Source organism: Phyllobacterium endophyticum, from assembly GCF_003010935.1.
Lineage (GTDB): Bacteria > Pseudomonadota > Alphaproteobacteria > Rhizobiales > Rhizobiaceae > Phyllobacterium > Phyllobacterium endophyticum.
Genome location: NZ_PGGN01000002.1, coordinates 1,056,726 through 1,083,200 on the forward strand (window position 1 = coordinate 1,056,726; position 26,475 = coordinate 1,083,200).

Sequence of the window (26,475 nt, forward strand, 5' to 3'; positions counted from 1 at the left end):
ATGATTGATGAAAGGCGCCAGCTACATCAACACACATCCTGTCACATGGATGTGATCAACCTGAATTGCGATTGCTTCTCGCGGCTAATCCTTCAATGCGTCCAGTATGTTCTGCACACCGAGGGTCATATAGGCCGTATCGACGGCAAGGGGAAGAAACGTATAGCCAAGGCCGGCAAAACGCTTCGCCAAGGCTGGCGTGGCCGCATATATGCCGCATAGCTTGCCTGCTGCCTTGGTCTTCGCGGCGATATGCGTCAACGGCTCGATGATAGCCTCGGAAGCCGCATCCACCTCCTGCCCGTTGCTCCAGGCGATGGAGAAATCGGAAGGGCCGACGAACACGCCGTCTATGCCGTCCACCGCCAGAATGTCATCCAGCGCAGCATAGGCTGCACGTGTTTCGATCATGGCGAAGGATAGCGTCGATTCATTGACGTCACGCAGGTAGCCACCGGAACCGCCGGCGCCATAACTGCCGGGACGGCCCCGCATCTGGCCCCAGGAGCGTTCGCCCAGCGGCGGATATTTCATGGCGGCAGCAAAGAGCCGGGCGTCCTCGACCGAATTGATCATCGGAGCGACCACGCCTTCGACGCCAAAATCGAGCGCGCGGCTGGCCATATCAAAACGCCCGACAGGTATCCGAACCAGCGCATGCTTGTGGGCGCTGCGAAAAATACCGGTGAGCGCGGCGACGCTTGCCGTATCATGCGGACCATGCTGCATATCGAAAAGCACTGCATCGAGTGCAGTGCGGCTGAGCGCCTCCATGGCGAACGCATCGGTAATATGCGACCAGCCCGAGTAGATGGTTTCGCCGGATTTGAGACGCGATGCTAACGACATTGGGATTCCTCAAGCTCAAGTTTCGGCGACTATGGGAAAACTAGATGGGAATGGTCAAGGCCCGGCGTTCGAAACGTGCAAAGCCGGTGCCCTCCCCTTTTTCACAACGAGGCTGTTCACAACCAAGAAAAGCCGCTTGCGCCGGGTTTTTCGGGATACGTCGATTTTCTTAGCAATTTGATGTACTAAGGTCCGGGTCAGCATATCCGATGAAGGACGAGCCAAAGGTCAGAATGACAGGTTCCAGAAATCCGGAGGAAGTTGTTCCAAAGCTGGTGTCGTTACAGGACGACAGTCTGGTTTTGATCGCGCTCTATGATCAGGACGATATCCTGCGTTACGCCAACAAGAGCTGGCGTGCGGCTTTCCATCTGGCGCCCGGGGAGGAGCCGGGTTGGAGCGACCTGATGCGGCGCAACTACAATGCGGGACTGGGAACAGTGCTCACCACGCGGAACTTCGACGAATGGCTGGTCTCGACGCAGTCGCGCCGCGGCAAAGCGCCGTTTCGCGCTTTCGAGACGGATCTTGTCGACGGCCGATGGTTATGGATGACGGAAACGGTGCAGCAGAACGGCTGGATGCTCTGCATTGCCAACGACATAACGCCATTGCGAACCGACGATCGCCGCTTGCGTCAGGACCGGGATCTTGCCTTGCGGGCTTCGCAGACGGATGAACTGACCGGGGTCGCCAACCGTCGCTTCATCATGACCAAGCTCGAGGAACTGGTGGACAGGGAGTTGACACCGGACCGGACGACGCGGGGTTGTGTCGCCGTCCTCGACATCGATCATTTCAAGGCGATCAACGATCGCTACGGTCATCAGGCTGGCGATCAGGTCTTGCGGGATTTCGCCCGCAATGCGCATTCCTTTGTGCGCCGGCTGGACTGTTTCGGTAGGATCGGCGGCGAGGAGTTCATGCTGATCCTGCCGGAGACGCCTATCGAAACCGGGCTGGATATTCTCGGGCGTGTGCTGGAGCACATCAGGATGGCGCGGCCGCTGCCGAACTGGCCCGAGCTTGTTTATACGTGTTCGGTGGGAATCACAGCGCTGCGTTCGGGCGATACGGCACAAGACCTTTTCGCCCGCGCCGACCTCGCGCTCTATGAGGCGAAGCTGGGCGGGCGAAATCGCATCAGTGTGATTTGACCTGAAATGCGGCTGCGAAACCTGCCGCGCACTCACACCGTCTGATAGCTAGAGCTTGAAGTCGGTCGCAATCAGACCGCCATTGATCTTGTTGATGCGAACGACGAAATCCGCCGCGCCATCACCGTCCACATCGCCCTGAAAGAAGGAGAAACCCAAATTTGTCGAATCGACCAGGCGGAGCTGACCTGCCGCGCTGAAATCCGCATTGCCTATAAAGGCAAATTCCTGGTCGCCCTCCAAAGTCGTGTTCGCATCGATACCACTCAGTTCAATGAAATCACGCTCGGTACGGCTGAAATCCAGTATCGTGTCAAACTTCGTCACAGAACTGTCGCCAACATCATAGAACGTAAACTGATCCTTTCCGCTGCCTCCGCTCAGCGTGTCAGCGCCGGCATCACCAAAAAGCCTGTCATTGCCAGCCTCGCCATTCAAACTATCGTCGCCATCGCCACCGGCAAGAATATCCAGATCGGCACCGCCGAAGAGAATGTCATTTCCCGCATCGCCACTGAGAGAGTCATCTCCGTCTCCGCCGGATAGCAGATCATTGCCAGCACCAGCGACGATGGAGTCCCTGCCTCGGCCTCCATAGAGGGCGTCATTTCCCGCGCCGCCAAAAATGCTATCGTTTCCACCATCACCATGGAGGATGCCTCCGGAATTGCCCCCTCTCAGGAAGTCATCGAACGAGCTTCCGATTACGTTGTTGAATGAGCTTCTAGCGCGGATCGTATCGTGGTCGATGGACTCTTTCGAACCTTCGTAACTTAGAATATCGACGCCTACCTTGGCTCTGGTTCCGTGAAATTCTGTCGGGATAGCTTCAGAAGCGTTGAAGAATTTCGCAACGCCCAAGTTGTCGAACTTCCAAAAACCAACGTGCCACGAACCAGACCCGCTGAAAAATGCCAGAAAATGACTTGTTTCAAACATAAGACCCCCTTGAGATATTGCGCAAAATCGACAGCAATATCACCGAGAACTATCACCGGCGTCATGGGAAAGAAATTCGACTTTAGATTGTATAATTTCCGAACACTCGCACAGGTTGCGAACAAGAAAGGGCTCGCACAAAAAAAGCCGCCCCGAAGGGCGGCCTTGATCATGACAACAGAAGTGGTTGATCAGGCGCCTTCGATCTGGCGAATTGCCTCGATCATCAACTCTTCCATGGTGCGACGGATGCGATGATCAGACTTGTCGATGCCGGCAGCATCGAAATCTGCGCGGATCTTGCGGAAGACGTCATCATCGCCAGCTTCGACGAAATCAGCCTTGATCACTTCCTTCGCATAGGCTTCGGCTTCCTCGCCGTTCTTGCCAAGCTGTTCTGCAGCCCACAGGCCCAGAAGCTTGTTGCGGCGGGCTTCCGCCCTGAAACGTACTTCAGCGTCGTGCGCGTACTTGTTTTCGAAGGCGTTTTCGCGATCTTGCATTGTCATCCTCTCTTTGCTCCCGCAAATTTATATGATCAGCTTTGTTTTACAACGAGGTATCGGGCGTTTTTCAGGCGCCCCGATGTTTTTATGTTTCTCAAGTCCCATATAAAGGTTCTTCGCAGAATCGGAAGTCTCAATTCACTGCATCGGCCGGATAACATTGGTCATAATAACCCACAAAACGGGGGAGCTCCAGAAAGGATCATTGTAGAATGCTTGCTTTTGCGATAGTTAGCGCGCCAACATGACGGCCAAGACCCAAGGCTGACCGATAACTCCAATACCAGAGAATCCGCAATGAACCGTCGCCGCCGTGTCTACGAAGGCAAAGCAAAGATCCTTTACGAAGGACCAGAACCGGGCACGCTCGTCCAGCATTTCAAAGACGATACAACTGTGCTTCACCCGAAGAAAACGGAAGTCATCGACGGCAAGGGCGTCCTCAACAACCGCATATCCGAGTATATTTTCAGCCAGCTCAACCGAATGGGAATCCCGACGCATTTCATCCGCCGCCTCAACATGCGCGAGCAGCTGATCAAGGAAGTCGAGATTATCCCGCTGCAGGTCGTGGTGCGAAACATCGCCGCCGGCTCGCTGGCAAAGCGCCTTGGCATCGAGGAAGGCACTGTGTTGCCGCGCTCGATCATCGAGTTTTACTACAAGAATGACGAGCTCGACGACCCGATGGTCTCGGAAGAGCATATCACTGCGTTTGGCTGGGCAGCGCCGCAGGAAATCGATGACATCATGGCGCTTGCCATCCGCATCAACGACTTCCTGAGCGGGCTTTTTCTGGGCGTCGGTATCCAGCTGGTCGATTTCAAGATCGAATGTGGCCGGCTCTACGAAGGCGAGATGATGCGTATCGTGCTTGCCGACGAGTTCTCGCCGGACAGCGCCCGGCTTTGGGACGCGCAGACGAGCGAAAAGATGGACAAGGACCGCTTCCGCCGCGACATGGGCGGCCTTATCGAAGCCTACCAGGAAGTCGCCCGCCGCCTCGGCATCATGAACGAAAACGAACCGACGCGGCCTGCGGGACCCGTATTGGTCAAGTAACACCGGAGAAGACAGATCGATGAAGGCACGTGTCACTGTAACCTTGAAGAATGGCGTTCTTGACCCTCAGGGCAAGGCGATCGTCGGCGCGCTCGGCAGCCTCGGTTTCGAGGGTGTCGGCTCGGTTCGACAAGGCAAGGTTTTCGATGTCGAACTCGATACGAGCGACAAGGCGAAGGCTGAGGCAAACCTCAAGGCAATGTGCGAAAAGCTTCTCGCCAACACGGTGATCGAGGATTATAGTTTCGCCATTGATTGATGAATTTTCAAGGATTCGCCATGGTCGAAGTGACACAAGATTTCATGCATGAATTGTTCAAGAAACGGGATGCCGAGGTGTCGTCACTGAAGAAGGATTTGCGAAACTTGCGGCGGGAGAATATTGAACTGCGCGAGCGGCTCCATACTGCCCAAGGTGATGTAATTGATCATCACTCTACGAAACTAAAAATCTTGGATCGTCTCGAACGCATTGAAAATCGTCTGGACCTTCGGGAATTCGCAGAAGCACAAGCAAGGTTTGAACCGCACCCATGAAATCAGCAGTTGTACTTCTTCCCGGCCTCAACCGTGACCGCGACATGATCGCCGCGTTGACGAAGATTTCCGGCGTCGCACCCCACACGGTGTGGCAGACGGATACGGAAATTCCCGATGTCGACCTGATCGTCATTCCAGGCGGGTTTTCCTACGGAGACTACCTCAGGTGCGGTGCCATTGCCGCGCGCATGCCCGTGATGGAAGCGATCCGCGAAAAGGCCAACAAGGGCGTCATGGTGATGGGCGTCTGCAACGGCTTCCAGATCCTGGTTGAAGCGGGCCTGCTGCCCGGCGCGCTGATGCGCAATGCCTCGCTGAAATTTGTCTGCCGCCAGGTGAAACTTGAAGTCACCAATGCCAACACGCCGTTCACGCGTGGCTATTCGCATGGCCAGATCATCCAATGCCCTGTCGCGCACCATGACGGCAATTACTTCGCCGACGCAGAGACCCTGGCGCGCATCGAAGGCGACGGACAGGTGGTTTTTCGTTATGCGGAAGGGACAAATCCCAACGGCTCGATGAATGATATCGCCGGCATCATCAACCAGAACGGCAATGTATTGGGCCTGATGCCCCACCCGGAAAACCTGATCGAGGCCGCGCATGGCGGCACTGACGGAAGGGCACTGTTTACGGGTGTCCTTGGTCTCGCCGCCTGAGCAGACAATACAAAGAGGTTGGACGAGGCCGATGTTTCCCGTCGGGCTGGCGGCCTTTGCGTGGATTGGCTGGCCATCCGACAGACAGAACTGGCCTGGATTAAACGAGACCTGCTTTAGGCGACGACTATTTTCAGGCTTTTGCCCGTGAGCCTGGCCAATTGCTGCAAACGTCCCTCCGGCACGTCGCCGATGAGATCGGCCTTGGCTTTCTGAACCACCAGGTCTATGCCGTCGGATGTCGGATTCCATGAAAGGTTTGGAACAACTCCAGCCATCGATGCCGAAAACGGATAGGTGATGCGCATGATTGCGGCGAGAATGCGCGAATATTCGAGCAGTCGCGGGCTGGCAATGGCCGACAATTCCGGATCCGCTACACTGTGCGTAATGCCTTCGTGCCGGAAGAAATTGGCGAGTGCGATATAGGCACGTCCCGGGTGATCGATCCCGACAAAGGCAGCATTCGAAATCATGTTCAGGGCCTGTGAGCCACGATAATCCGGATGAGCCCGCCAGCTGATATCCGCGACAAGGCAAGCGGCGCGGCGATAGCGCTTTTCATCTTCCGTTTCATCATAGCCAAGCGCTGCGAAGGCTTCGCCCGACCAATCGGCCAATTCACGGGCATAGGCCGGTGAACGGGCACGCAATACGGCCAGTTCGTCCGCGGCCGATATCAGGGGATCTTCCAGCTGCTCGCGCTCGGAGAGCAGCGAATAGAGAAATCCCTCGCGTACACCCAAGGCCGAAAAGACGACCTTTGACGGGCGCATGAGCCTGATTGTCTCAAGGAGTGCAATCGCGCCATAGGACAGGAGCGCACGCCGGTTTTTCGACACGTCCTCGATACCGCGCATGTAGTCCACGTCACCGGCAGCGACTAGTTTGAGGAAACGCTGGGCCTCATCGAAAGAAATCTCGTAGTGGTGCATGACATGGAGCGGGTAGTGTGTCGCGCTCATGTGCAACTTCGCGAGGTTTCGCCAAGTACCGCCGACTGCATAAAAGATCCTGCCCCGGCCATTGGTGAGCAGCTTTGCCGTAGAAAGGTGCTTCCTGGCGATGCCAGCCGCGGCGTCGAGGTCACCATCGGACATGTCCTGGAGACGCAGACCGCCCAAGGGCAAGGTGATACCATCGCCGATTTGCCGACCCCTGACATCGACCAGTTCCAGGCTGCCGCCGCCGAGATCGCCCGCTATGCCGTCCGGATCGTGGAAACCGGAAATGATGCCGAGCGCTGAATAATAGGCCTCTTCCCTTCCCGACAGAACCCTGATCGGCTCCTTGAGCAAGGCTTCAGCCTCCTTGATGAATTGGGAGCCGTTTTCCGCTTCGCGCGCAGCGGCTGTCGCCAGAACGTCGAGCGAAACCGCTCCCGCCTGATCGGCGAGCGCGCGGAAGCGGCGCAGCGCACGAAGGGCACTCTGCACCGCCTTTGCATTGAGCTTTTTGGTCTTGGCCAGCCCCTTGCCGAGGCCGCAAAGGATCTTCTCGTTGAAAAGGACCGTGGGAGAACGGTTTACGCCCTCATAGACAACCAAACGTACAGAGTTTGAACCAATATCGATGACAGCCGCCGGTTGACGCCCCTGCACGCGCCCTTGCGCAGCGGATATCATGCAGCCTTGCTTCTTTTCGACCGCTTGCGGTGTGCAATCAGTCGAGGTGCTGAAGACTTAAGCGACTTGCCGCGGCCTGAAAGGCTGGGATTTGTCATGAAATATTCCTGTGCGTTAAAAGCGCCTTCGCCTTCAGCCGGTGTAATCCGGCGTGAAGTTCCGTCTGCTAGTAACTCGTAACTCTGCTGGTTGTCGAGAAGGTTGGCCAGCATAATCTGTGAAAGAACCTGTTGATGCACAGTTGGATTGGTGATGGGAACCAGTGTCTCGACGCGGCGGTCAAGATTGCGGGTCATCATGTCTGCCGAGCCGAAATAAACCAGCGCCCGTTCAGAAGGCAACGGCTCGCCATTGCCGAAGCAGAAGATGCGGCTGTGCTCCAGGAAGCGGCCGACGATTGATTTGGCACGTATGTTCTCAGACAGGCCCGGCACCTGTGGCCGGAGGCAGCAGATGCCCCGCACGACGAGATCTATCTCCACGCCCTGCCGGCTCGCCTCATAGAGTGCGTCGATGATCTTGGCGTCGACCAGCGAATTCATCTTCATCCAGATCGAGGCCGGACGGCCGGCTTTGGCGTGGGCGATTTCCTCCGCGATGTGCTGCATGATACGGGGGCGCAGCGTGATGGGCGATACGGCGATGCCCATCTTGCCGGAAGGCGGCGTATAACCGGTGATGAAGTTGAATATCTGGGCCACATCGCGGCCGATGGACGGCTCACAGGTGAAGAACGAAAGGTCAGTGTAAATCTTGGCGGTGATCGGGTGATAATTCCCGGTTCCAAGATGGACGTAGCTGCGCAACTTGTTTTCTTCGCGACGCACCACAAGGGACATCTTGGCGTGGGTCTTCCATTCGATGAAACCAAACACGACTTGCACACCGGCGCGCTCCAGATCGCGGGCCCAGCGGATGTTGGCCTCCTCATCGAAGCGCGCCTTCAATTCGATCAATGCGGTGACGGACTTGCCGGCATCGGCGGCATCGATCAATGCCCGCACGATCGGGCTGTCATTGGACGTGCGATAAAGTGTCTGCTTGATCGCAACCACGTCCGGATCAGCCGCAGCCTGGCGCAGGAACTGCACGACGACGTCGAACGATTCGTAAGGGTGGTGGACAACGATATCTTTTTCGCGAATTGCAGCAAAACAATCGCCGCCGTGCTCGCGCACGCGCTCGGGGAAACGCGGGTTGTAGGGCACAAACTTCAAATCCGTGCGCGGAATGCTGACGATTTCCGAAATCATGTTCAGCGCAAGTAAACCGCCGAGAACGCTGATGCGATTATCAGGTACGCCGAGCTCGGTCGCAACGAAACTGCGCAGGGATTCGGGCATTTCATCATCGAACTCGATGCGGATGACCTGACCGCGCCGGCGGCGCTTGAGCGCGGTTTCAAACAGGCGGACCAGATCTTCGGCCTCTTCCTCAACCTCGATATCGCTGTCGCGAATGATGCGGAATGTGCCGGCGCCCTTGACCTCGTAGCCGGGAAACAAGCGCCCTGTGAACAGGCTGATCGCGTCCTCAAGCGTCAGAAAACGGAAACGTCCGCCCTCATCCGGTATCTGGATAAAGCGCTTGAGCGCCTGCGGCAGGCGCAGAAGTGCCGTCATGGGCCGATTATCGGTGCTCCGGCTAAGAAGCATGGCGATGGTGAAGCCGAGATTGGGGATGAACGGAAACGGGTGCGCCGGATCGATGGCAAGCGGCGTCAGTACAGGATAGATGGTTTCGAGGAAATGATCTTCCAGCCACGCCTGTTCTGCCTTGGTCAGCCGGTCCGGGCGAACGATCTCGATGTTTTCCTTGAGCATCTCTGTACGCAGATCATCCAGCCGCAACTGCTGCGCGATCTGAAGCTTTCCGACTTCGGTCAGAACGAACTCGAGCTGCTCCTGTGCGGTGCGACCATCGTCGCTGCGGTCCGAGACGCCGGCTCGCACCTGCCCGGCCAGTCCAGCTATACGGACCATGAAGAATTCATCGAGGTTGGCAGCCGAAATCGAAAGGAAGCGCAGGCGCTCAAGCAGCGGCTGATGCTTGTTCTCAGCTTCCTCGAGCACACGCCTGTTAAATTGCAGCCAGGAGAATTCACGATTTACGAAACGGTCCACACTTGCATGCAGATCCGGGAAATCAACCTGTTCCACCGGTTCCGGAATTGCGGGCGACTGTTCGTTCATACTGGTTCTCCAGAAAGGTAGGTTCGATGAAATGCGGACTTGAGAACGCACCATAGAGAAGTCTTTTGACAGTTTGATAGCAATCGTCGTGAAATCGTCATCATACCGCCAAGAACGATAATTTACGGCATGGTCAGCGCGAATGACAGGTCTTTTAAGTCGCACGATATTCGCGCCACGAGACAAGTCGGCAAAGCCTCATCATAGAGCCGTTAAAATCACTTCAAGGATTCTACTGAACCGGAACCGGGCGCATTAACATTAACGGGCGGATTGATTAGACAAGAGGTGGAGACCGTGATCATCTGCGAGAAGGGCAATGAATGCCCGTGGCCGAAAATGGCCGAGGGCGATGTTTATCCGGTGCCCAAGCGTTTCTTGCGATTTTTATGACGTATCGGCGTCAACCTTTTGAGATTCCTGCTAAATGCACGAACTCACAGGAGCGGCTATGGGAAAATTTCTTTCCTTGCTTTGTGTAATCGTTCTTACTGCACCATTACTTGAAACCACTGCGGCATGTGCCCAGACATTGAACGTCGGACTGACGATTGTGCCCGCAAATGGCGCGGGTGCCGCGGCTTCTGTCCGGCGATCCGGCAACAAGCGCAATGGTCACATGCGAATCATGGAATATGCCTCCCCGGGATATCCAGCCTTGCAAAAATCGCGGAAGCAAACACTTCTTGCTTCGAGATAATTCGAAGGTTCGGCCCAAACGATACGTTCACCTGATGTTCGTTGCGGCGGACTTACGGTGGCAGCGACGGTGCAGAACATTCTATCCGCATTGCGGGTCCACGAACATAAAGAATACTGCGACATAGAACGCGTTTCCTTCGGAAGCCTTTTGTTTTAAGACAAAGCGATAGTGGCGCGCGATGCGCCTGGCGAAAGGCTTCAGGAGCGAATAATGGCTGGACACAGCACCCCACACTTCCAGAACAGCGCGGGTCATGCGACCATCACTGTCGGGGTCAAAGAATTCATGTGCGTTGGCGCCAACCCGCCCTTCGATCACCCGCACGTCTTCCTTGACCTGGGCGATGACAATGAAAAAGTCTGCCCCTATTGCTCGACGCTTTATCGCTATGACGCCTCGCTTGCTGCCGACGCGACCATTCCGGAAGGTTGCGCCTATGTGGACAAGGCCGCTTGAAAGCAGCCCTTATCGATCTGAAGACTGAACGAAACAGGCGAATTCCCAATCCTGATCAGATCATTATTGCGGGTGCTGGCATTGCCGGTCTCACCCTTGCCCTCGCACTGAGTGCCAAGGGCTTCCAGGTCCAAATATTCGAGCAAAGCGCGACGCTGGCCGAGATTGGAGCGGGGTTGCAGCTTTCCCCGAACGCCACCCGTCTCCTCGGCCGGTTGGGCGTGCTCGATCAGCTCAAGAACTCATACGTCGAGCCCCAGGCCATTTGCCTGCATGATGGTATCAGCGGCGAACGCCTCTTGCACTTGCCCGTAGGAGAACAGGCGCAGCAACGATGGGGAGCACCCTATATCGTGTGCCACCGCGCTGATCTGCAGAACGCCTTGTTGAACAAGGCGCGCAGTGAACCGAACATTGCTATCCAGCTGCAATCGGCGGTGACCCAACATAATTCCGACGAGAATGGCACTCTGGTGCGTGTGCAGTATCATGACCGCATCGAAGAGCATCGCGGCGCGCTGCTTGTCGGGGCAGACGGCGTGTGGTCGAACACACGCAACGCCACCTCCGATCTGGACCGCGCCCGCTATACCGGCACGATCGCCTGGAGATCCTCGGTGGCGGTCGATGAGCTGCCAAACGACTTTGCGGCGCTGATGCCGGGAGGCACAAATGTGGTTGCGTGGACGGGCGCCAACGCTCATCTTGTCGCCTACCCCATCCGCTCCGGGCAAATGATCAACTTCGTGGCGGTGGCGCCTGACCGGCAGAGCGCACGCCGCGACACCGGAGCGCCGGAGACACCGAGCCAGGATTTCATTCGTGAATTCGGCAATTGGCATAAAGGGCTGCAGGACGCGATGCGCGCAGGTCTTCCATGGACGCCCTGGCGATTGTTCGAGATGCCAAAATGCCGGTTTCAGATTGAAAACAGATTGGTGCTGGTTGGCGACGCCGCCCACGCGATGACGCCTTATGCCGCGCAGGGGGCGGCCATGGCTATCGAAGACGCATGTGCCCTTGCGGGAACCTTGGGAAAAGACAACGCAACGTGGCAACCGGCACTAGCGGCATTTGCCCATAACCGCAACAAACGGATAGCTGCCGTGGTCCGGCGGGGCGCGCTCAATCACCTCGCCTATCACGCGAAGGGACCCATAGCCCTCGCCCGCAATATTATCATGCGCAACCGGCCGGCCGAAAAGTTCATGAGCGATCTGGACTGGCTTTATGGATATGATGCGGAAGCCAGCTAATCCGATTACTCAGCGGGTGTGGTACGACGCTTCAACTCGCGACTGATTTCGGCAAGGCGGTCATTCGTCTCTTTCCGGCTTTGATTGACTTCATGTCTGGCGACAAGGATGGCACCGAGGCTGATGACTGTCATCCAGAATATGATAAAAATAGTATTTGCCAGCATCATCTCAGTCCTCGTCTGAGTATCATTTTACCATAAAGATGAAGCCCATACGATAGCACCCCACCACTGACGATAATAAACGATTGCGACACGAGGAAGAATGGTGCGTGATCGCTCATGCCATTCGTGACCACGGTGACGATAGGGCCAAAGATGCCAACGACGGCAGTCGCAGTAGAAAGCCTGTCGATCGCCGCGGCGACATATTTGCGAACTTCATTGTCACGCATCTTCTCGATCGCGGCAAATTCTCTAAGTGCTTCGCTGGTGCTTCTCTCAAGGTCGTCGGACATAAAATCTCGATAAAATGAAACTTTGCCAAAATAAAAAATTGAAATCACATGTGACGGCGGCCCATTTGGCCACCGCATCAATCGGACAAGTTGGGCTACCGGGACTCTAGTGAAGTATCTGGCTGAGAAACAGCTTGGTCCGCTCGTGCTGCGGATTGTCGAAGAACTCTGCCGGCGCGTTCTGCTCGACTATCTGGCCCTGATCCATAAAGATCACGCGGTTGGCAACCTGACGCGCGAAACCCATCTCATGGGTGACGCAAACCATTGTCATGCCTTCCTCGGCAAGCCGGACCATCGTGTCCAGCACCTCCTTGATCATTTCGGGATCAAGCGCCGATGTCGGCTCGTCAAACAGCATGATGCGGGGATTCATGCAGAGTGAACGGGCGATTGCCACGCGTTGCTGCTGGCCGCCCGAAAGCTGGCCCGGATATTTATTGGCCTGCTCGGGAATCTTGACGCGCTCGAGAAAATGCATTGCTACTTCGTCCGCCTTTTTCTTGGGCATCTTGCGCACCCAGATTGGCGCCAGCGTGCAGTTTTCAAGAATAGTCAGATGGGGAAAGAGGTTGAAGTGCTGGAATACCATGCCGACTTCACGCCGTACCTCGTCGATCTTCTTGAGATCGTTGGTGAGTTCGATCCCGTCGACGATGATCTTGCCGCTCTGATGTTCCTCCAGACGGTTGATGCAACGGATCATGGTCGATTTGCCTGAGCCGGACGGACCAGCAATGACAATGCGCTCGCCGCGCATCACCTTGAGGTTGATGTCCTTCAGAACGTGGAAATCGCCATACCATTTATTCATATTGATGATCTCGACGGCAACGTCAGTCTTGGAGACGTGCAGGAGCGAGCGGTCGACGTGGATTTCCTCCGGGTCGATGATGTTTTCGGTTGTCATGACGATATGCTCCTAACGTTTGTGTCCTGTATCGAGCCGGTTTTCCATGAAGATGGAATAACGCGACATTCCGAAACAGAAAATCCAGAAGACGAATCCGGCGAAGATCAGGCCGGACATGGGTGTTTGCGGCGACGCCCAATTTGCATCGGAGAAATGCTGGCGTACCGTTCCGAGAAGATCGAACATGCTGATAATGGTAACCAGGCTCGTATCCTTGAACAGGCCGATGAAAGTGTTGACGATGCTCGGTATCACCAGTTTCAACGCCTGAGGCAAAATGATCAATCTGGTCTTCTGCCAATAACCAAGACCCAACGAATCGGCACCTTCATATTGCCCCTTGGGGATTGCCTGAAGACCGCCGCGCACCACCTCCGCCATATAGGCCGAGGCGAAGAGCGCCACGCCAATCAGCGCCCGCAGCAACTTGTCGAAGGTTACGCCCGGCGGCAGAAACAGCGGCAGCATATAGCTGGCCATGAACAGAACGGTGATCAGAGGTATGCCGCGGATGGTCTCGATGAAGATAACGCAAAACATCTTGATGATGGGCATCTTCGAGCGGCGTCCGAGTGCAAGCACGATGCCGAGCGGCAAGGAAACACATATGCCTACGAAGGATATGACGAGAGTGACCAGAAGACCGCCCCACAGGGGCGTTTCCACATAGGAAAGTCCAAACCACCCGCCAACCAGGAGAAAGAACGCGACGATCGGAAAGATGAAGAAGAACGTGACGGCGTTGGCGACTTTGTAAGGTACCTTCGGGATGAGCAGCGGGATGAGGAGCAGCACGAACATGATGCCGACGAGATTGACGCGCCAATGTTCCTCGATTGGATAGCGGCCATACATGAACTGGTTGAAATTGGCGTTCACGTAGGCCCAGCAGGCGCCGGACCAGCCGTCCGGCTGGATGCCGCCTTGTGCCACTGTCGAGCAAACCGACCTGTCGGGCCCGGTCCACACCGCCTCGATGAACAGCCATCTGATCATCGGAGGCAGGAACCACGCGATAAGCAGGAGCGCGAAAATGGTAAGCGCCGTGTCGACGGGTGTAGCGAAAAGATTGGTTCGCATCCATTTGACGGCGCCCCGCTCCGCCAGAGGAGGGGTCTGCTCCTGAAGCATCTCGCTACGGACAAAACTTAGATTGCTATCGACCATGATCAGCGCTCCACCAGTGCCATTTTGGCGTTGAACCAATTCATGAAGAGCGAGGTCAGGACGCTGATACTGAGATAGACGACAAGCCAGATAGCCACGACTTCGATCGAGCGGTTCGTCTGATTGAGGATCGTTCCGCCAACTGCCACCAGATCAGGATAGCCGATGGCAACGGCCAGAGACGAATTCTTGGTCAGATTGAGATACTGGCTCGTCAGGGGTGGAATGATGATGCGCATGGCCTGCGGCACGACCACAAGCCTGGTCGTTGGACCTGCGCGCAACCCAAGGGCATGAGCGGCTTCGCTTTGCCCCTTGCCCACGCCGCGAATGCCCGCACGCACGATCTCTGCGATGAAAGAGGCCGTATAGAAAGACAATGCCAGATAGAGCGACATGAACTCCGGCCCGACCTGCATGCCACCTTTCAGATTGAAAGCACCCAGAACGGGGTAGTCGAATGACAATGGGAACCCCTTGACCGCGAGGGCAAGGAGCGGAAGCCCGACGATCAGGCCCAGCGCCGTCCAGCCGACGGGAAACTGCTGCCCGGTCGCCATCTGGCGCTTGTAGGCCCAGCGCCTCACGAGAAATGTTCCGGCAATGCCCACAAGCAGGCCCACACCTGCAAGCCAGGCGCCGTCGCCGAAGACTGGTGCAGGGAAGAAGAAGCCGCGGTTGTTCAGGAAGGTGTTGAATGGCAGACCGATGCTTTGACGGGCCTGCGGGAGCACCGAAAGCACCCCGGAATACCAGAAAAAGATGACCAGCAAGGGCGGAACATTGCGAAAAACCTCGACATAGACCGTGCAAATCTTGCGTATCAGCCAATTGTGGGAAAGCCGTCCGATACCGATGATGAAGCCGATGATCGTCGCGGTGATGATGCCGACGAAGGCCACTGTCAACGTGTTGAGAATGCCAACCCACAAGGCCTGCAAGTAAGTCGAATCGCTTGAATATGTCAGGTATGGACTACTGCTGATATCGAAGCCCGAGCGGCCATCGAGAAAGCCGAAACCGGATGCAAGTCGCGCACGCTGAAGATTGGTGATTGTATTGTTGACGATCCAGTAGCCGAAACCTGCTATCACAAGCACAGCTACCGCCTGAAAAATATAACCGCGGATTTTTGGATCGTATAAAATCGATACTTTGGCGCTGTCTCTACCGACAGGCGTAATATCCTGTGATGCCATTGACCCCTCAATTCTACTACGTTGTTTTTATTATTATTTTTATTTATTTTTAGGATGAGGAGACCGGAGCCCCCTCATCCGTGTTCAATTATACAGAGCGATCAGCGGATCGGCATCGCGTACTGCAAGCCGCCCTTGCTCCACTGGGCATTGATGCCGCGCGCAATCTTGAGCGGGCTGCCAGCGCCAATATTCTTATCGAAGATTTCGCCGTAATTGCCGACTGCCTTGATGATGTTGACAACCCAATCATTGGTAAGCCCAAGATCGGTGCCGAGCTTCGTACCGGCTTCCTGGCCGAGCACGCGCTTGACTTCAGGGCTGTCACCCTTGGATAGTTCCTCGACATTGGCCTTGGTTATGCCGAGTTCTTCTGCAGTCAACAAAGCATAGTGGGTCCAACGGACGACATCGGCCCACTGGCTGTCGCCCTGGCGGACCGCAGGTCCGAGTGGCTCCTTCGAGATGATTTCCGGCAACACAACATGATCGTCCGGAGCAGAGAGCGTCAGACGAATCGAATAAAGACCCGACTGATCGGTCGTATAGGCATCGCAACGGCCAGAATCATAGGCCGCGTTGACCTCTTCAAGCTTCTCGAACACGACCGGATTATATTCCATCTTGTTCGCCTTGAAGTAGTCGGCGAGATTAAGCTCGGTCGTTGTGCCGGCCTGAACGCAGACAGAAGCACCGGACAGCTGCAAGGCAGAATTGATGCCCGACAGCTTCTTCGAATTGATCATGAAGCCCTGGCCGTCGTAATAATTGACGCCGGGGAAATCGAAGCCCTGCTCATCACGGCTGAGCGTCCATGTGGTATTGCGGATGAGAACGTCGATTTCACCCGACTGCAATGCAGGAAGACGATCTTTCGCCGACAGCGGCGTGAACTTCACCTTCGTTCCATCGCCGAAAATAGCGGCAGCAACAGCTCGGCAATAATCAACGTCGAAACCTGACCATTCGCCCTTGTCGTTTGGCGAGGCGAACCCGGCGAGGCCGGTGTTGACGCCGCATTGAAGGAAGCCCTTCTTCTTGACGTCGTCCAATGTGGCTGCCGAAGCCGCGTTCGCCAGAAGGACGAGCGCCGAGGCTGCCAGTGCGCCCTTCAAAACAATATTTTTCATAACGGTTTTACCCTTTTAGGTTGATGCCCATAGTTCCCACAAAGGAAAAATCATATTGGCGGATAGCTCTTCACACCCCGAAAAAAGGGGCCAATATGTCTCCCATTCACCCATCTATCGAAGGCCATTCTTACGCTTTGGTCAAGCGATAATCTTTGCTCAATTATCAGGCAGCGATGGGCTTTCTGCTGCACAGGGACCGATTTACAGACCATTTGTTGTTCAGTTTTGCGTTTTGTTACCAAACACGCTCGCGAAAACGCATATCGGGCCAGAATCGGCTCTTGCCGAAGACAAAGGCGGTGCGACGCCCGGCGAGGAACCGGGCAAGTGCAACCGAGACCAGAAAGCCCACCGTGTAACCCGCAACGACGTCTGTAGGGTAATGAGCGCGCGCGATGATGCGGGTGAAGGCAATGAACATCGTTGCAAGTACAATGGGTATTCGCCAACGCGGAAACCACAGCGCGAGGACAGCGCCCACAGCGCCCATCGTAGTAGAATGACCGGATGGAAAACTGGCAAAGTCATAACCAGGCTGAAACGGGGCGAAGCTGCCTGCACCGAGACTGTCCAAGAATTTCGGTCGAGCACGGCCGATCGATAACTTGGCAATATTGGTCAGGATCCCGGATAAAGCTATCGCCCAGAACGCGTAAGTCGCCTGAGCATAGACGAGGCCAAAGCGGATACGGCGTTCGCGCGCGATGCTGCCCCAATCGATGCCTATCAGGCATACACCTATGGCAAAGGCTGGAATAAGGTACCATTGCGACAGACCTATATCCGTCAGATGCCGGACACTTCTCAATGGCTCATAGGAAGACAGAGACCGCGACAGATATTCGTCGTAAGGGTGCAGGACCAGGATGAGGAAAAAGATCAGGACGACGGCCATAGACATTCCGTTGGTCCACGCAGGTGGATTGCCGGGATAGGCTGGAGCATTGATACGGCGCAGGAAACGCTTGACGGATTGACCGGCACGTCCGAGACCGGCGTGAATTGGTCGGCGGTTGTGAGTTTCCGTCATCTTGTCTTTACACCCAATAGACCTGGTCTCCTGTTGCAACCCGCACGCGGTCGCATTATCGACTTCTCATAGAGCATACAAGTAGTGGAGACGATCTCATGGTCAAGCAAGCGGGTAGCGAAACAAAGCTGGGTATCAACACCAGGCTTGCCCATGGCGGGTATGATCCGCGCGACTACCATGGGTTCGTCAATCCGCCAGTCGTGCATGCATCAACAGTGCTGTTTCCCGACGCACAGACCATGGCTGGTCATAAACAGAAATACACCTATGCCACGCATGGGACACCGACCACCGATGCACTTTGCCGGGCGATCGACGAGCTGGAGGGGTCGGCCGGAACGGTACTCGTACCATCTGGTCTGGCGGCTGTAACAGTGCCGCTCCTTGCCTTTCTTTCACCGGGCGACCACCTCCTGATGGTCGACAGCTGCTATGGGAACACGCGCCACTTCTGCAACACGATGCTCAGGCGTCTCGGGATCGAAGTGGACTATTACGATCCGCTTGTTGGCGCCGGCATTGAAAGGCTTATCAAGCCAAATACCCGCGTCATCTTCACGGAATCACCCGGCTCGAACACGTTCGAAATCCAGGATATCCCGGCGGTTGCCGAGAAGGCCCATGCCGCCGATGCGATTGTGATGATGGACAATACTTGGGCGACGCCGATCTATTTCAAGGCGCTCGCCTACGGGGTCGATATCTCGATCCATGCAGCAACGAAATATCCGGCGGGTCATTCGGATATTCTGATGGGCACGATTTCGGCCAATGAGAAATGTTTCAGGACGCTCGATGCAGCCCATTCGGCGCTCGGGCTTTGTGTCAGCGGCGACGATGCATATCAAGTGCTACGCGGGCTGCGCACCATGGGCGTGCGCATGGAGCGCCACGGAGAGAATGCGCTCAAAATCGCCCAATGGCTTGAAACGCAGGAAGGCGTCATCGAAGTACTCCACCCGGGGCTTGAAAGCCATGCGGGACATTCTCTGTTCAAGCGCGACTTCTGCGGTGCAGGCGGCGTATTCTCGGTGGTCATCGGGGGCGGAACAGAACAGGCCCACGCCTTTCTCAATGCGTTGAGGATATTCGGGCTCGGCTATTCCTGGGGCGGATACGAAAGCCTCGCCGTGCATGTTCAACTTGCCGCCCGCGAGATTACCGGCAAGAATCACGCCGGGGCTGTTATCCGATTGCAGATCGGGCTTGAGGACAAGAAAGATTTGATCGCCGACATTCAAAATGGTTTGGCAGCGGCGAACGCAATTTGATGCGGATAAATAGAAGGTGATTTCAACCGGCGCGCCAAGCCATTTATAAGGGCGCTATGAACAGGTTCGCTGCAGTTCTTGTTTTTTTGACTGCACTCAGCATTGGCTGGGTGCCAGTATTTGCGGCCCCCGTTCGGTTGGCCGCGGCTATAGACGCACCACATGCGGCCCCGGCTCATGATCACGAAGCCCGAAAAAACTGTGCCGGCAAAGACGCCCACTGTCCTCAACCGCACCTGCAGACGTGTGCCGCCTGTATCGGCGCTCCTGCCGCAGCTGATCTGATGTCCGTGGCGCAACAGAACCGAATCAGGATCCCGAGGGCGAGCCAATTGCCGCTTTTCGCGCGCGGCGAAGCACCACTGCCACGCCCTCCCCGGACATAGAGCAGTTCAGTTTCGTATTCAGGGCGCAGGCGAGCGGGCCTCAACCTGCACCCGATTTGATCGGCCCCATGGAAGATTCAACGATGAAGAACAGATATATCCACGCTCTGGCGCTGGTCTGCGCCCTCGCCCTCACTCCAACGGCGCAGGCACAGGACAGCACAGGACACAAGCAGCATGACATGACCGCAATGTCCAAAGGCGACCAGAGCCCTGCATCAGAAGCGTTCGCCAAGGCCAATGCAAAAATGCACAAGGACATGGCGATCACGTTCACCGGCAACGCTGACAAGGATTTCGTGTCTGGCATGATCGCGCATCATCAGGGCGCAATCGATATGGCCAAGATCGAGCTTCAATATGGCAAGGATGCGGAAATCCGCAAACTCGCCGAAGAGATCATCGCGGCGCAGGAGAGCGAGATCAAGCAGATGAAGGCATGGCTCGCCAAGAACGGCGGCTAAAAAAGATCACCCGCCGGTTTGCGCCGGCGGGTGATCTTTACAATCCAGTCTTACGCTATTGGCGAATCTCGCTTGTAGCCGCGCGCTTCTGCTGGCTCAACTGCCAGAGGCTGTAAGCGGCGTCAGCATAGGTCGAGGCGCCAATCTTGAACTCGGTTGAACGCAGGGGCAACAAGTCCTCCACTACCGCAAGCGTGCGTGCAGGAAGGATATCCGTACAGGTCCAGAGACGCCGGAAGACAGCGCTGATCGGGACCCGCTTGTCATTGACGTCAATGAGGGGCTCGTCATTGCCGAGTTCCCAATCCTCCAAGGCGTCAATCGCATCCTGAAAGGCATTATGCAATATGATGGGCGCATGGCCCTCATGAAGTGGGTGCAGCAAACCAGGCATTCCTGTCTCCTCACTCTTGTGTTGCAATTGCCGGGGGCTCCCGGAAGTCGAATCATAAGGGTGAGTAGGCACCTATCGCAAGCCTAAACTGCCATACCATACTATTTTACTAGAGATTTTGGATTAAAGTGAGTTGTCGCCGAGGGTTTAAACTGCTTATTCAACTGATGATTGCACATCATCAGTCACCCGGTTGAATATACAATAGTTTCCCTCCTCCGTTCTGCTTCTACATCTAATTGTTAAGTACCGCTCGTTTGACCGGATCAGTTCCTTTCTTTATTGGGAGGCATATTCCGTTTTCATCGATCGACGTTTTAGACTGGATCTTTTTCAATGACCAATTTTCAACGCGCGGGAGTTGAGCCGCAACCCGGGTTTCCGGAAAACTACCTGACACGTATCGGCACCTATATATTGGCCCGGCTTGAGCCGTTTGCGGAGCGTTTCGGTGTGCTCAAGCGAATCAGATCGCGGTCAGCTATCCGAGGTGACGATCGTCAGATTCCTCTGGACGAACTCCCGAAGGGCGATTTCGCAAAAGTCTGCCATATCCTTCACGCCGCGGGGTCGCTGCGCAAAGACAGGACATTGCTTGAACTCGGCGCTGCGTCCGGGGAGCAGACTGTCGAGATGGCAACGTGCGGAGCTTTCGCGCATGTTCTGGCCGTGGAACCCGAAGCCGGCAATTTCAAAGCCTTGCGCCGGAACGTCAACGAAAACGGCTTGGAGAATGTGGTCAGCTGCCTTCCCTGCGCGGTGGGCGTCGTCGACGGAATGACCAATTTCTATGTGGGTCGTGACGACAGGCACCGAAGCGGCATGAAACAGCAGCGCGCCCATGACAGCAAAGTCAGGACGCCGATCAACACGATCGACACCATCCTCCAGGACGCGGGCGTCCCGCCGGATAGAATCGGTCTGGTTTGGATCGACATCGAAGGCTACGAAGCCATCGCCTGCCTTTCGATGCGTCGACTGATGGCGCGCAGTGTTCCGATTTATGCGGTGCTTTCGCCCGACCTATATCACCGCGATCACGGAACCAGCCTTATTCGATACCTTGCCACCTACTATAATCGCTGCGTGCTGCTGACCGGAACCAAGGCGCGAATGACCAGCATATCCGAAATTCCGCTCGATCTTGGAAGCGTCAGAGTACTCTTGATCGATTGAGCCGCTACAGGAATGGCGTGTTCAGCTGCGGCGTTCTGTCCCCGTTTGCTTTTTATCGTGTTCGCACGATTTATAGCTTGCTTCTCATCAGCGGAAACTCTAGTGAGGCAACCGTTGAAGAACACGGAGCGTAGCGCAGCCTGGTAGCGCATCTGGTTTGGGACCAGAGGGTCGCAGGTTCGAATCCTGCCGCTCCGACCATTTCCCCAAGGCAAAAGCTGCTGGAACTGTATCGAAGCCTGTAATATATCGGGATTGCAGACAAAGGAATTTCTTCAATGGCAGCACGCATCTACCGCCCCTCAAAAACCGCAATGCAATCCGGCAAGGCCGCATGTGATTCCTGGCTTCTGGAGTTCGAGCCTGAACAGCCCCGCAAGGTGGAACCACTGATGGGCTATACTTCTTCGCGCGACATGAAGAGCCAGATTCGCCTGACGTTCGCGACCAAGGAAGAGGCGATCGCCTACGCACAGAAAAACCGCATCGACTTTACGGTGCAGGAGCCCAAGGAAACGCGCCGGCGCGTAGTTTCCTATTCGGAAAACTTTCGCTTTGACCGCAAGCAACCCTGGACGCATTGATCTTATTATATTCAACTCCGGCGGAAACGATTTCCGCCGGGCATAGTTTCGGTCCCGTAGCTCAGCTGGATAGAGCACCGGCCTTCTAAGCCGACGGTCACTGGTTCGAATCCAGTCGGGATCGCCAATTACCCTGCTACTCATCCGTTGTCCGTTCTGGATCTATCCGGTAATCTTCGCGAAGGTCATTTGCTCGGGTAGCCGTAATGAAACGTCGCCTTATCGCCGGTTTGGCCGTGTGCGCCGGTTTGATCGGTGGCGCCGCTATTCTTCTCACGAGCCGTCCTGTTGTTTCAACACAGGCGATAGAGACTTCCGTCATCCGCACCCCGGACCTGATGGAACGTGCGTGGCGATTGCCGGTCGCTGCATCGTTCGGCTCATCGGTGACCTTCCAGTCCAATGCTTCGCGCTGTGGCCCGGCAAGCATCGCCAATGTTTTTCGCTCCCTTGGAGAAGAGGAAACCACGGAGGCAAAGGTCCTGGAGGATACGGGCAAATGCTGGACCGGCTTCTGCATCATCGGCCTGACGCTGGACGAACTTGCGGAGGTCGCGCGCGCCCATACCGGTAGAAAAGTATCAGTGCTGCGCGATCTCACACCCGAACAATTTCATGAGCATATGAGGCACGCCAATGAGCCGGATCGACGCTATGTCGTAAACTTTTCCCGGAAACCGATTTTTGGCGGCGGCGCCGGACATCATTCTCCTATTGGAGGATATATGGAGGCTGGCGATCTCGTATTCGTTCTCGATGTAAACGAGAACTACAGGCCCTGGCTTATCAAGCGTGACCGCCTGTTCGAGGCGATGAACACACTCGATGGTGACAGGACGCGCGGTCTGCTTCTGATCGAGTGAATATCGTACCTAAGCGTTCGCGCGCCGATAAAACGCCAGCGACCCCGCAAGGGCAAGCAACGCGCCACCGCAGACCCTATCCAGCCAAAGTGCCCCCGATTGCTTGAGAAGGCGCACCGCTCGCGAACCGAGTACTGCATAGCCAAACATGACCATGAAATCGATAAGGGCAAACGTCAGGCCCAGAACGAGATACTGCGAGAATTGCGGCTGTTCGAGAGAAACGAATTGCGGAAGGAAAGCTGAGAAGAACAGATATCCCTTGGGATTTGTCACGGCAACGAAGAAGCTCTTGAGAAACACGGCGCGCGCCGAAGTGCCTGCGCTGGCGGTTTGGTGCGCGATGTCGAGCGTTCCCCGGGAGCGCAACAGCATCACGCCCAGAAAGGTCAGGTAGCCAACGCCTATCCACTTGACGACGGAGAACCAGAATTCCGACGCAGCAAGAAGTGCGCCGAGACCCAGCGCCACGGCCGCTATCAGGACGAAATCGGAAACCACCGCACCGGCCATGCCGACACACGCGGTCCTGATGCCGAAGCGCGAGCCGTTAGTCAGCGCCAGCAGCACCGTTGGTCCCGGCGTCGCTATCCCAATGAATGAAACCATCGCGAATGCCAGAATTGTCAAATTCCCCATTGCTTGCTTCTCCAGTCCGGTGTTGCCTCCATACGGCGTTCAAACACCATTCTCCTTTTGCAATTGTCAAGCCAATGCGGCACGGCACGGTCGCTAAAGGGCGCTTCGCCATTGATTTGCCGTGACTTTAGGCGGTAATGGAGTTGGTTCGGTATCAAGCGCAGGAGTCGCCGCAAGAGTTCCATGGAAACCAAGGCCAACTACCTTCTTGTCGCGGTTTTCAGCATCGTCGTCTGCGCGCTGGCGCTCGGCTTTTTTTACTGGGTCGGACGCTTCGGCGATACGCGGGAAACCTCGCTACTGGAGATTCGAGTCCCGGGCTCCGTTACGGGCCTAGACGCCAAAAGCCCCGTGTTTTTCAACGGCCTGAAAGTCGGCGATGTAAAACGTCTTTTCATCGACTCGACCAACCCCGACGCCGTCATTGTCCAGACCGAGATCGATGCGACCACGCCGATCACCCGCTCGACCAAGGCGACATTGGCGTTCGAACTGCTGGCGGGGCAAGCGCGAATAGAGCTTACAGGCGGCAAGGCATACGAGCCGAAGCTGCTCGAAGAGGCGGAAAAAGAGGACACGATAGCGCGGATGGACGTTGACCCGTCATCGTTGAAGACGCTGGTACAGACCGCCCAGGACTGGATCGACCGCGTCGACAAGGCAACGACTGCTACCGAAAAATATGTAGCCCAGACGCGAGGGCCCCTGCTGGCAAGTATCAGGCAGGCCAAAGAATTTACCGACGGGCTCGCCAACAGCACCAACATGATCGACGAATATGGTCAGAGAGCGAGAAGCCTCGGAGAAGTTATGAATGATGCGCGCGACGTCATTTCGCGGGTGAACAAAGCTTCCATCCGGGTCGATGAGACATTGGCGAAGGTCGACAAGCAGCTTTCAGACGAAAAGGACAGTGTCGCGAGCGAAATACGCACCAAGCTCCAGTCATATCAGGCGCAGGCGAAGGATCTGAATACGAGGCTCGTGGCCATCGTCAACAATATCGCCAACCTCACGGGGGACAGACTGCGCGATGCGCAGAAGTTCGTTTCACAGAGCCGCCGCACGGTCCGGCAGATCGATCGCAGCGTGTCGGAGATAGAGGACAATCCGCGCCAGTATTTTTTCGGGCCGAGCAATACGGTCCCGGAATACGAAGCGCCACGTTAGCGGCGCTGCGAGAGCTCTAGGAGAAGTACATTCCGATCGCGTAGCTTCCGGTAGCAAGCAGAACCATGATAACGGCCGGCGGCCAGTACAGGTAAAATTTCATGTCTTCTTCGGCTGCACGTCCGCTGTCATCGCTCCACGGAGTATATGCCACTGCTGTGGGGGTCTTCGCCCTCTTGTTCAAGCTGATTAGAGACACAAAACTTCACCTTCCGAACTGACGGCCCAGATACAAGACAATAGGTATGATGATCAAAAAGATTATGAGATAGCCCCAGATAGAGGTCATGTAAGGGGCGTAATCCTCCTTCTCCTTCTTGTCATCCTCTTCCATTGGTGCCTCCCACATCTGCCAATGAAAACAGTGATTAAGAGGACTTCGAACCGGTCATCAAAGGGCGGCTCAGGTCACATCAGGCCATAGGGTCAGTTCCAAAACAACTTAGTAATTCTAACTATGGAGTTAGCTCCAGATCACACGAACGGCATACGCGGGGGAGCGGTTCCACGAGCAACAACGTGAAAACAAAAAGATCGCCGCGCATCACAGCGCGGCGATCTTTTGTTTTGGCCGAGAAACTGGTCTTCGCCGCAGCTTATTTCGTATGTTGTTTGAATCGCCGGTGCGCAAATCCGCCTTTGGCGCGTCTTAGAATATCCGAGAGTCTGTTCGCGCTGGCTGGTTTCTTGGGCATTTCTTCCCGGACTTTTTGAAGTATCTGTGGCGTTGCGCAACACGCATTATGGGGGGTATGAAGCGTCACGTCTCCCATTTGTCACTCCCTTAGAAGAACAATTGACCTAGCGGGCCTACCCGAAAGGCTGAAGCATTTTATTCGCTTAAGCTGATAGGTGTACGCCTAGTTCCGAGCTTATTCAACTGGATTTGCGAGCGCGACAATCACGCAAGCGTTCCTGGCGCGATAGCAGCCCTTCTTTCAGGCATAAGCGGGATGGAAACGACGTAGCGACAAGTACCCGGCAATGATGAACAGGACCAGCACAACACCCTGGACGATGGCAAATGGAGGCTCCGATCCGGTCGGCGCGAGGACATTGAGCGCCGGTACTTTCTGGAACGACTGCGCGACCAAAACGAAAACGTTCAGATAGAGTGCCACGATGGCGGTGACCACGTATACGGAGCGCCAGGCACCGGCAAGGCGATAAAGATAAAGCGCTACGATGGCCGCGACGAGAAAGACCATCGATATGATCCCGACACCAATGGCCGGCGTGAAGCCGCTATATGGGAAGAGGAAGCCGGTAACGGACGTTGCGACCGTCGTTATCAGGAAGATAAGTGTCCACCCCTCCTTTTTAGCCGATCCGAGAAGACCGGCGAGGACGACAAATCCTGAACCGATGCCCATCAGGCTCAAGATCACATGAAACAAAGTAAACGGTGTCAAATCCAGGATCATGATGCCCCCCAATCTTTTGTCGTTCGACGACTCGAACTGGCCGATGATACGAAACAATGTTTGAAGAGAAATGTAAATGGAACCATAGAACCTCCAACGTCGTTGTTGTTGAAAGCGTGGCGTTTATAACTCTGTATTTCTGCACGGATTCTCTGTAGAGCCCTTGCACATATCGCTGTTATTCGTGCCGCATCGTACATATTATGGTATTGTTCCGCTTGAAACTCCATATATACATTAATTATTAAAACT

General features: G+C 55.6%; 28 protein-coding genes and 2 tRNA genes. 15 read left to right on the top strand and 15 right to left on the bottom strand.

The genetic code is table 11. From position 1 onward, the window contains the following. Nucleotides 1-84: 84 nt before the first annotated feature. Nucleotides 85-849, bottom strand: coding sequence for an HpcH/HpaI aldolase family protein (locus CU100_RS13180; protein WP_106716985.1), 765 nt, complete (start codon nt 847-849; stop codon nt 85-87). Nucleotides 850-1,082: 233 nt separating this feature from the next. Here CU100_RS13180 and CU100_RS13185 point away from each other — a divergent pair, with 233 nt between their 5' ends. Continuing rightward, nucleotides 1,083-2,006: a GGDEF domain-containing protein gene (locus tag CU100_RS13185; RefSeq protein ID WP_106717266.1), complete on the top strand. Its 924-nt coding sequence runs from the start codon at nt 1,083-1,085 to the stop codon at nt 2,004-2,006. 48 nt (nt 2,007-2,054) lie between these two features. Here the strand turns inward: CU100_RS13185 and CU100_RS26580 are convergent, their stop codons facing one another. Together CU100_RS26580 and CU100_RS13205 are read right to left on the bottom strand one after the other, a co-directional pair. Then, the gene (locus CU100_RS26580) at nt 2,055-2,945 is read right to left on the bottom strand and encodes a calcium-binding protein (protein WP_146141845.1); all 891 of its coding nucleotides are present in this window, start codon (nt 2,943-2,945) and stop codon (nt 2,055-2,057) included. Between the two features lie 191 nt (nt 2,946-3,136). Beyond that, nucleotides 3,137-3,454 (bottom strand): DUF1476 domain-containing protein, encoded by a 318-nt coding sequence (locus CU100_RS13205; RefSeq protein WP_106716988.1) that lies wholly within the window; start codon nt 3,452-3,454, stop codon nt 3,137-3,139. Nucleotides 3,455-3,748: 294 nt separating this feature from the next. Between CU100_RS13205 and purC the strand changes: the two genes are divergently transcribed. Genes purC through purQ form a run of 4 tightly spaced genes read left to right on the top strand, consistent with a single transcriptional unit; the run spans nt 3,749 to nt 5,715 of the window. Further along, nucleotides 3,749-4,513 carry a phosphoribosylaminoimidazolesuccinocarboxamide synthase gene (purC, locus tag CU100_RS13210; protein WP_106716989.1) on the top strand — a complete coding sequence of 255 codons (765 nt, stop codon included), beginning with the start codon at nt 3,749-3,751 and terminating at the stop codon, nt 4,511-4,513. Nucleotides 4,514-4,532: 19 nt separating this feature from the next. After that, on the top strand, nt 4,533-4,772 hold the full coding sequence (gene purS / locus CU100_RS13215) for a phosphoribosylformylglycinamidine synthase subunit PurS (protein WP_106716990.1): 240 nt from the start codon (nt 4,533-4,535) through the stop codon (nt 4,770-4,772). A gap of 20 nt (nt 4,773-4,792) precedes the next feature. Continuing rightward, complete coding sequence (locus tag CU100_RS13220; protein WP_106717268.1) at nt 4,793-5,050, top strand: hypothetical protein; 258 nt, start codon at nt 4,793-4,795, stop codon at nt 5,048-5,050. Continuing rightward, nucleotides 5,047-5,715, top strand: coding sequence for a phosphoribosylformylglycinamidine synthase subunit PurQ (purQ, locus tag CU100_RS13225; RefSeq protein WP_106716991.1), 669 nt, complete (start codon nt 5,047-5,049; stop codon nt 5,713-5,715). Before CU100_RS13220 ends, purQ begins: the two co-directional genes overlap by 4 nt. 116 nt (nt 5,716-5,831) lie before the next feature. Here purQ and ppx read toward each other — a convergent pair whose 3' ends face one another. Together ppx and CU100_RS13235 are read right to left on the bottom strand one after the other, a co-directional pair. Continuing rightward, entirely contained in the window at nt 5,832-7,340 is a 1,509-nt protein-coding gene (ppx, locus tag CU100_RS13230) for an exopolyphosphatase (RefSeq protein ID WP_106716992.1), read from the bottom strand. After that, a complete protein-coding gene (locus tag CU100_RS13235; protein ID WP_106716993.1) occupies nt 7,337-9,532 on the bottom strand; it encodes an RNA degradosome polyphosphate kinase in 2,196 nt (731 codons plus the stop codon). Before CU100_RS13235 ends, ppx begins: the two co-directional genes overlap by 4 nt. Nucleotides 9,533-10,445: 913 nt before the next feature. On the opposite strand from CU100_RS13235, the gene CU100_RS13245 reads away from it, so the two are divergent. Then, nucleotides 10,446-10,691: a zinc-finger domain-containing protein gene (locus tag CU100_RS13245; RefSeq protein WP_106716995.1), complete on the top strand. Its 246-nt coding sequence runs from the start codon at nt 10,446-10,448 to the stop codon at nt 10,689-10,691. Then, on the top strand, nt 10,688-11,947 hold the full coding sequence (locus CU100_RS13250; protein ID WP_170113811.1) for an FAD-dependent monooxygenase: 1,260 nt from the start codon (nt 10,688-10,690) through the stop codon (nt 11,945-11,947). Before CU100_RS13245 ends, CU100_RS13250 begins: the two co-directional genes overlap by 4 nt. 5 nt (nt 11,948-11,952) lie before the next feature. Here the strand turns inward: CU100_RS13250 and CU100_RS26870 are convergent, their stop codons facing one another. The 7 genes from CU100_RS26870 to CU100_RS13280 form a co-directional block, all read right to left on the bottom strand. After that, on the bottom strand, nt 11,953-12,117 hold the full coding sequence (locus tag CU100_RS26870) for a hypothetical protein (RefSeq protein WP_170113812.1): 165 nt from the start codon (nt 12,115-12,117) through the stop codon (nt 11,953-11,955). Further along, nucleotides 12,114-12,407 carry a hypothetical protein gene (locus CU100_RS13255; protein ID WP_106716997.1) on the bottom strand — a complete coding sequence of 98 codons (294 nt, stop codon included), beginning with the start codon at nt 12,405-12,407 and terminating at the stop codon, nt 12,114-12,116. Before CU100_RS13255 ends, CU100_RS26870 begins: the two co-directional genes overlap by 4 nt. Nucleotides 12,408-12,513: 106 nt before the next feature. Further along, nucleotides 12,514-13,317 (bottom strand): amino acid ABC transporter ATP-binding protein, encoded by an 804-nt coding sequence (locus tag CU100_RS13260; RefSeq protein ID WP_106716998.1) that lies wholly within the window; start codon nt 13,315-13,317, stop codon nt 12,514-12,516. A 12-nt stretch (nt 13,318-13,329) separates the two neighbouring features. Further along, entirely contained in the window at nt 13,330-14,487 is a 1,158-nt protein-coding gene (locus tag CU100_RS13265) for an amino acid ABC transporter permease (RefSeq protein ID WP_106716999.1), read from the bottom strand. Between the two features lie 2 nt (nt 14,488-14,489). Beyond that, complete coding sequence (locus CU100_RS13270; protein ID WP_106717000.1) at nt 14,490-15,686, bottom strand: amino acid ABC transporter permease; 1,197 nt, start codon at nt 15,684-15,686, stop codon at nt 14,490-14,492. Nucleotides 15,687-15,787: 101 nt separating this feature from the next. Beyond that, nucleotides 15,788-16,816 (bottom strand): amino acid ABC transporter substrate-binding protein, encoded by a 1,029-nt coding sequence (locus CU100_RS13275; RefSeq protein WP_106717001.1) that lies wholly within the window; start codon nt 16,814-16,816, stop codon nt 15,788-15,790. Nucleotides 16,817-17,054: 238 nt separating this feature from the next. Then, entirely contained in the window at nt 17,055-17,849 is a 795-nt protein-coding gene (locus CU100_RS13280; protein WP_106717002.1) for a phosphatase PAP2 family protein, read from the bottom strand. A 98-nt stretch (nt 17,850-17,947) separates the two neighbouring features. Between CU100_RS13280 and CU100_RS13285 the strand changes: the two genes are divergently transcribed. Further along, nucleotides 17,948-19,123: a cystathionine beta-lyase gene (locus CU100_RS13285; protein WP_106717003.1), complete on the top strand. Its 1,176-nt coding sequence runs from the start codon at nt 17,948-17,950 to the stop codon at nt 19,121-19,123. A 469-nt stretch (nt 19,124-19,592) separates the two neighbouring features. Further along, on the top strand, nt 19,593-19,973 hold the full coding sequence (copM, locus tag CU100_RS13290) for a CopM family metallochaperone (protein WP_170113813.1): 381 nt from the start codon (nt 19,593-19,595) through the stop codon (nt 19,971-19,973). A gap of 55 nt (nt 19,974-20,028) precedes the next feature. Here copM and CU100_RS13295 read toward each other — a convergent pair whose 3' ends face one another. Next, nucleotides 20,029-20,367 (bottom strand): BRA0787 family protein, encoded by a 339-nt coding sequence (locus CU100_RS13295; protein ID WP_106717005.1) that lies wholly within the window; start codon nt 20,365-20,367, stop codon nt 20,029-20,031. Nucleotides 20,368-20,703: 336 nt separating this feature from the next. On the opposite strand from CU100_RS13295, the gene CU100_RS13300 reads away from it, so the two are divergent. The 5 genes from CU100_RS13300 (at nt 20,704) to CU100_RS13320 (ending at nt 22,990) form a co-directional block, all read left to right on the top strand. Continuing rightward, entirely contained in the window at nt 20,704-21,543 is an 840-nt protein-coding gene (locus tag CU100_RS13300; protein WP_106717006.1) for an FkbM family methyltransferase, read from the top strand. Between the two features lie 124 nt (nt 21,544-21,667). Beyond that, nucleotides 21,668-21,744, top strand: a tRNA-Pro gene (locus CU100_RS13305). Between the two features lie 77 nt (nt 21,745-21,821). Then, complete coding sequence (locus CU100_RS13310; RefSeq protein ID WP_106717007.1) at nt 21,822-22,127, top strand: ETC complex I subunit; 306 nt, start codon at nt 21,822-21,824, stop codon at nt 22,125-22,127. Nucleotides 22,128-22,177: 50 nt separating this feature from the next. Beyond that, nucleotides 22,178-22,254 (top strand) — tRNA-Arg (locus CU100_RS13315). A gap of 79 nt (nt 22,255-22,333) precedes the next feature. Continuing rightward, entirely contained in the window at nt 22,334-22,990 is a 657-nt protein-coding gene (locus CU100_RS13320; RefSeq protein WP_106717008.1) for a phytochelatin synthase family protein, read from the top strand. Between the two features lie 9 nt (nt 22,991-22,999). On the opposite strand, the gene CU100_RS13325 is transcribed toward CU100_RS13320, so the two are convergent. Beyond that, entirely contained in the window at nt 23,000-23,629 is a 630-nt protein-coding gene (locus tag CU100_RS13325) for a LysE family translocator (RefSeq protein ID WP_106717009.1), read from the bottom strand. A gap of 183 nt (nt 23,630-23,812) precedes the next feature. Between CU100_RS13325 and CU100_RS13330 the strand changes: the two genes are divergently transcribed. Beyond that, nucleotides 23,813-24,799 (top strand): MlaD family protein, encoded by a 987-nt coding sequence (locus tag CU100_RS13330; RefSeq protein WP_106717010.1) that lies wholly within the window; start codon nt 23,813-23,815, stop codon nt 24,797-24,799. Nucleotides 24,800-25,737: 938 nt separating this feature from the next. On the opposite strand, the gene CU100_RS13340 is transcribed toward CU100_RS13330, so the two are convergent. Next, on the bottom strand, nt 25,738-26,223 hold the full coding sequence (locus CU100_RS13340; RefSeq protein ID WP_106717269.1) for a hypothetical protein: 486 nt from the start codon (nt 26,221-26,223) through the stop codon (nt 25,738-25,740). Between the last annotated feature and the right edge of the window lie 252 nt (nt 26,224-26,475).

Bases quoted from the DNA above. Each gene is read 5' to 3' on its own strand.
- CU100_RS13180 (WP_106716985.1), bottom strand. From the start codon at position 849: ATGTCGTTAGCATCGCGTCTCAAATCCGGCGAAACCATCTACTCGGGC.
- CU100_RS13185 (WP_106717266.1), top strand. From the start codon at position 1,083: ATGACAGGTTCCAGAAATCCGGAGGAAGTTGTTCCAAAGCTGGTGTCG.
- CU100_RS26580 (WP_146141845.1), bottom strand. From the start codon at position 2,945: ATGTTTGAAACAAGTCATTTTCTGGCATTTTTCAGCGGGTCTGGTTCG.
- CU100_RS13205 (WP_106716988.1), bottom strand. From the start codon at position 3,454: ATGACAATGCAAGATCGCGAAAACGCCTTCGAAAACAAGTACGCGCAC.
- purC (WP_106716989.1), top strand. From the start codon at position 3,749: ATGAACCGTCGCCGCCGTGTCTACGAAGGCAAAGCAAAGATCCTTTAC.
- purS (WP_106716990.1), top strand. From the start codon at position 4,533: ATGAAGGCACGTGTCACTGTAACCTTGAAGAATGGCGTTCTTGACCCT.
- CU100_RS13220 (WP_106717268.1), top strand. From the start codon at position 4,793: ATGGTCGAAGTGACACAAGATTTCATGCATGAATTGTTCAAGAAACGG.
- purQ (WP_106716991.1), top strand. From the start codon at position 5,047: ATGAAATCAGCAGTTGTACTTCTTCCCGGCCTCAACCGTGACCGCGAC.
- ppx (WP_106716992.1), bottom strand. From the start codon at position 7,340: ATGATATCCGCTGCGCAAGGGCGCGTGCAGGGGCGTCAACCGGCGGCT.
- CU100_RS13235 (WP_106716993.1), bottom strand. From the start codon at position 9,532: ATGAACGAACAGTCGCCCGCAATTCCGGAACCGGTGGAACAGGTTGAT.
- CU100_RS13245 (WP_106716995.1), top strand. From the start codon at position 10,446: ATGGCTGGACACAGCACCCCACACTTCCAGAACAGCGCGGGTCATGCG.
- CU100_RS26870 (WP_170113812.1), bottom strand. From the start codon at position 12,117: ATGATGCTGGCAAATACTATTTTTATCATATTCTGGATGACAGTCATC.
- CU100_RS13255 (WP_106716997.1), bottom strand. From the start codon at position 12,407: ATGTCCGACGACCTTGAGAGAAGCACCAGCGAAGCACTTAGAGAATTT.
- CU100_RS13260 (WP_106716998.1), bottom strand. From the start codon at position 13,317: ATGACAACCGAAAACATCATCGACCCGGAGGAAATCCACGTCGACCGC.
- CU100_RS13265 (WP_106716999.1), bottom strand. From the start codon at position 14,487: ATGGTCGATAGCAATCTAAGTTTTGTCCGTAGCGAGATGCTTCAGGAG.
- CU100_RS13270 (WP_106717000.1), bottom strand. From the start codon at position 15,686: ATGGCATCACAGGATATTACGCCTGTCGGTAGAGACAGCGCCAAAGTA.
- CU100_RS13275 (WP_106717001.1), bottom strand. From the start codon at position 16,816: ATGAAAAATATTGTTTTGAAGGGCGCACTGGCAGCCTCGGCGCTCGTC.
- CU100_RS13280 (WP_106717002.1), bottom strand. From the start codon at position 17,849: ATGACGGAAACTCACAACCGCCGACCAATTCACGCCGGTCTCGGACGT.
- CU100_RS13285 (WP_106717003.1), top strand. From the start codon at position 17,948: ATGGTCAAGCAAGCGGGTAGCGAAACAAAGCTGGGTATCAACACCAGG.
- copM (WP_170113813.1), top strand. From the start codon at position 19,593: ATGAAGAACAGATATATCCACGCTCTGGCGCTGGTCTGCGCCCTCGCC.
- CU100_RS13295 (WP_106717005.1), bottom strand. From the start codon at position 20,367: ATGCCTGGTTTGCTGCACCCACTTCATGAGGGCCATGCGCCCATCATA.
- CU100_RS13300 (WP_106717006.1), top strand. From the start codon at position 20,704: ATGACCAATTTTCAACGCGCGGGAGTTGAGCCGCAACCCGGGTTTCCG.
- CU100_RS13310 (WP_106717007.1), top strand. From the start codon at position 21,822: ATGGCAGCACGCATCTACCGCCCCTCAAAAACCGCAATGCAATCCGGC.
- CU100_RS13320 (WP_106717008.1), top strand. From the start codon at position 22,334: ATGAAACGTCGCCTTATCGCCGGTTTGGCCGTGTGCGCCGGTTTGATC.
- CU100_RS13325 (WP_106717009.1), bottom strand. From the start codon at position 23,629: ATGGGGAATTTGACAATTCTGGCATTCGCGATGGTTTCATTCATTGGG.
- CU100_RS13330 (WP_106717010.1), top strand. From the start codon at position 23,813: ATGGAAACCAAGGCCAACTACCTTCTTGTCGCGGTTTTCAGCATCGTC.
- CU100_RS13340 (WP_106717269.1), bottom strand. From the start codon at position 26,223: ATGATCCTGGATTTGACACCGTTTACTTTGTTTCATGTGATCTTGAGC.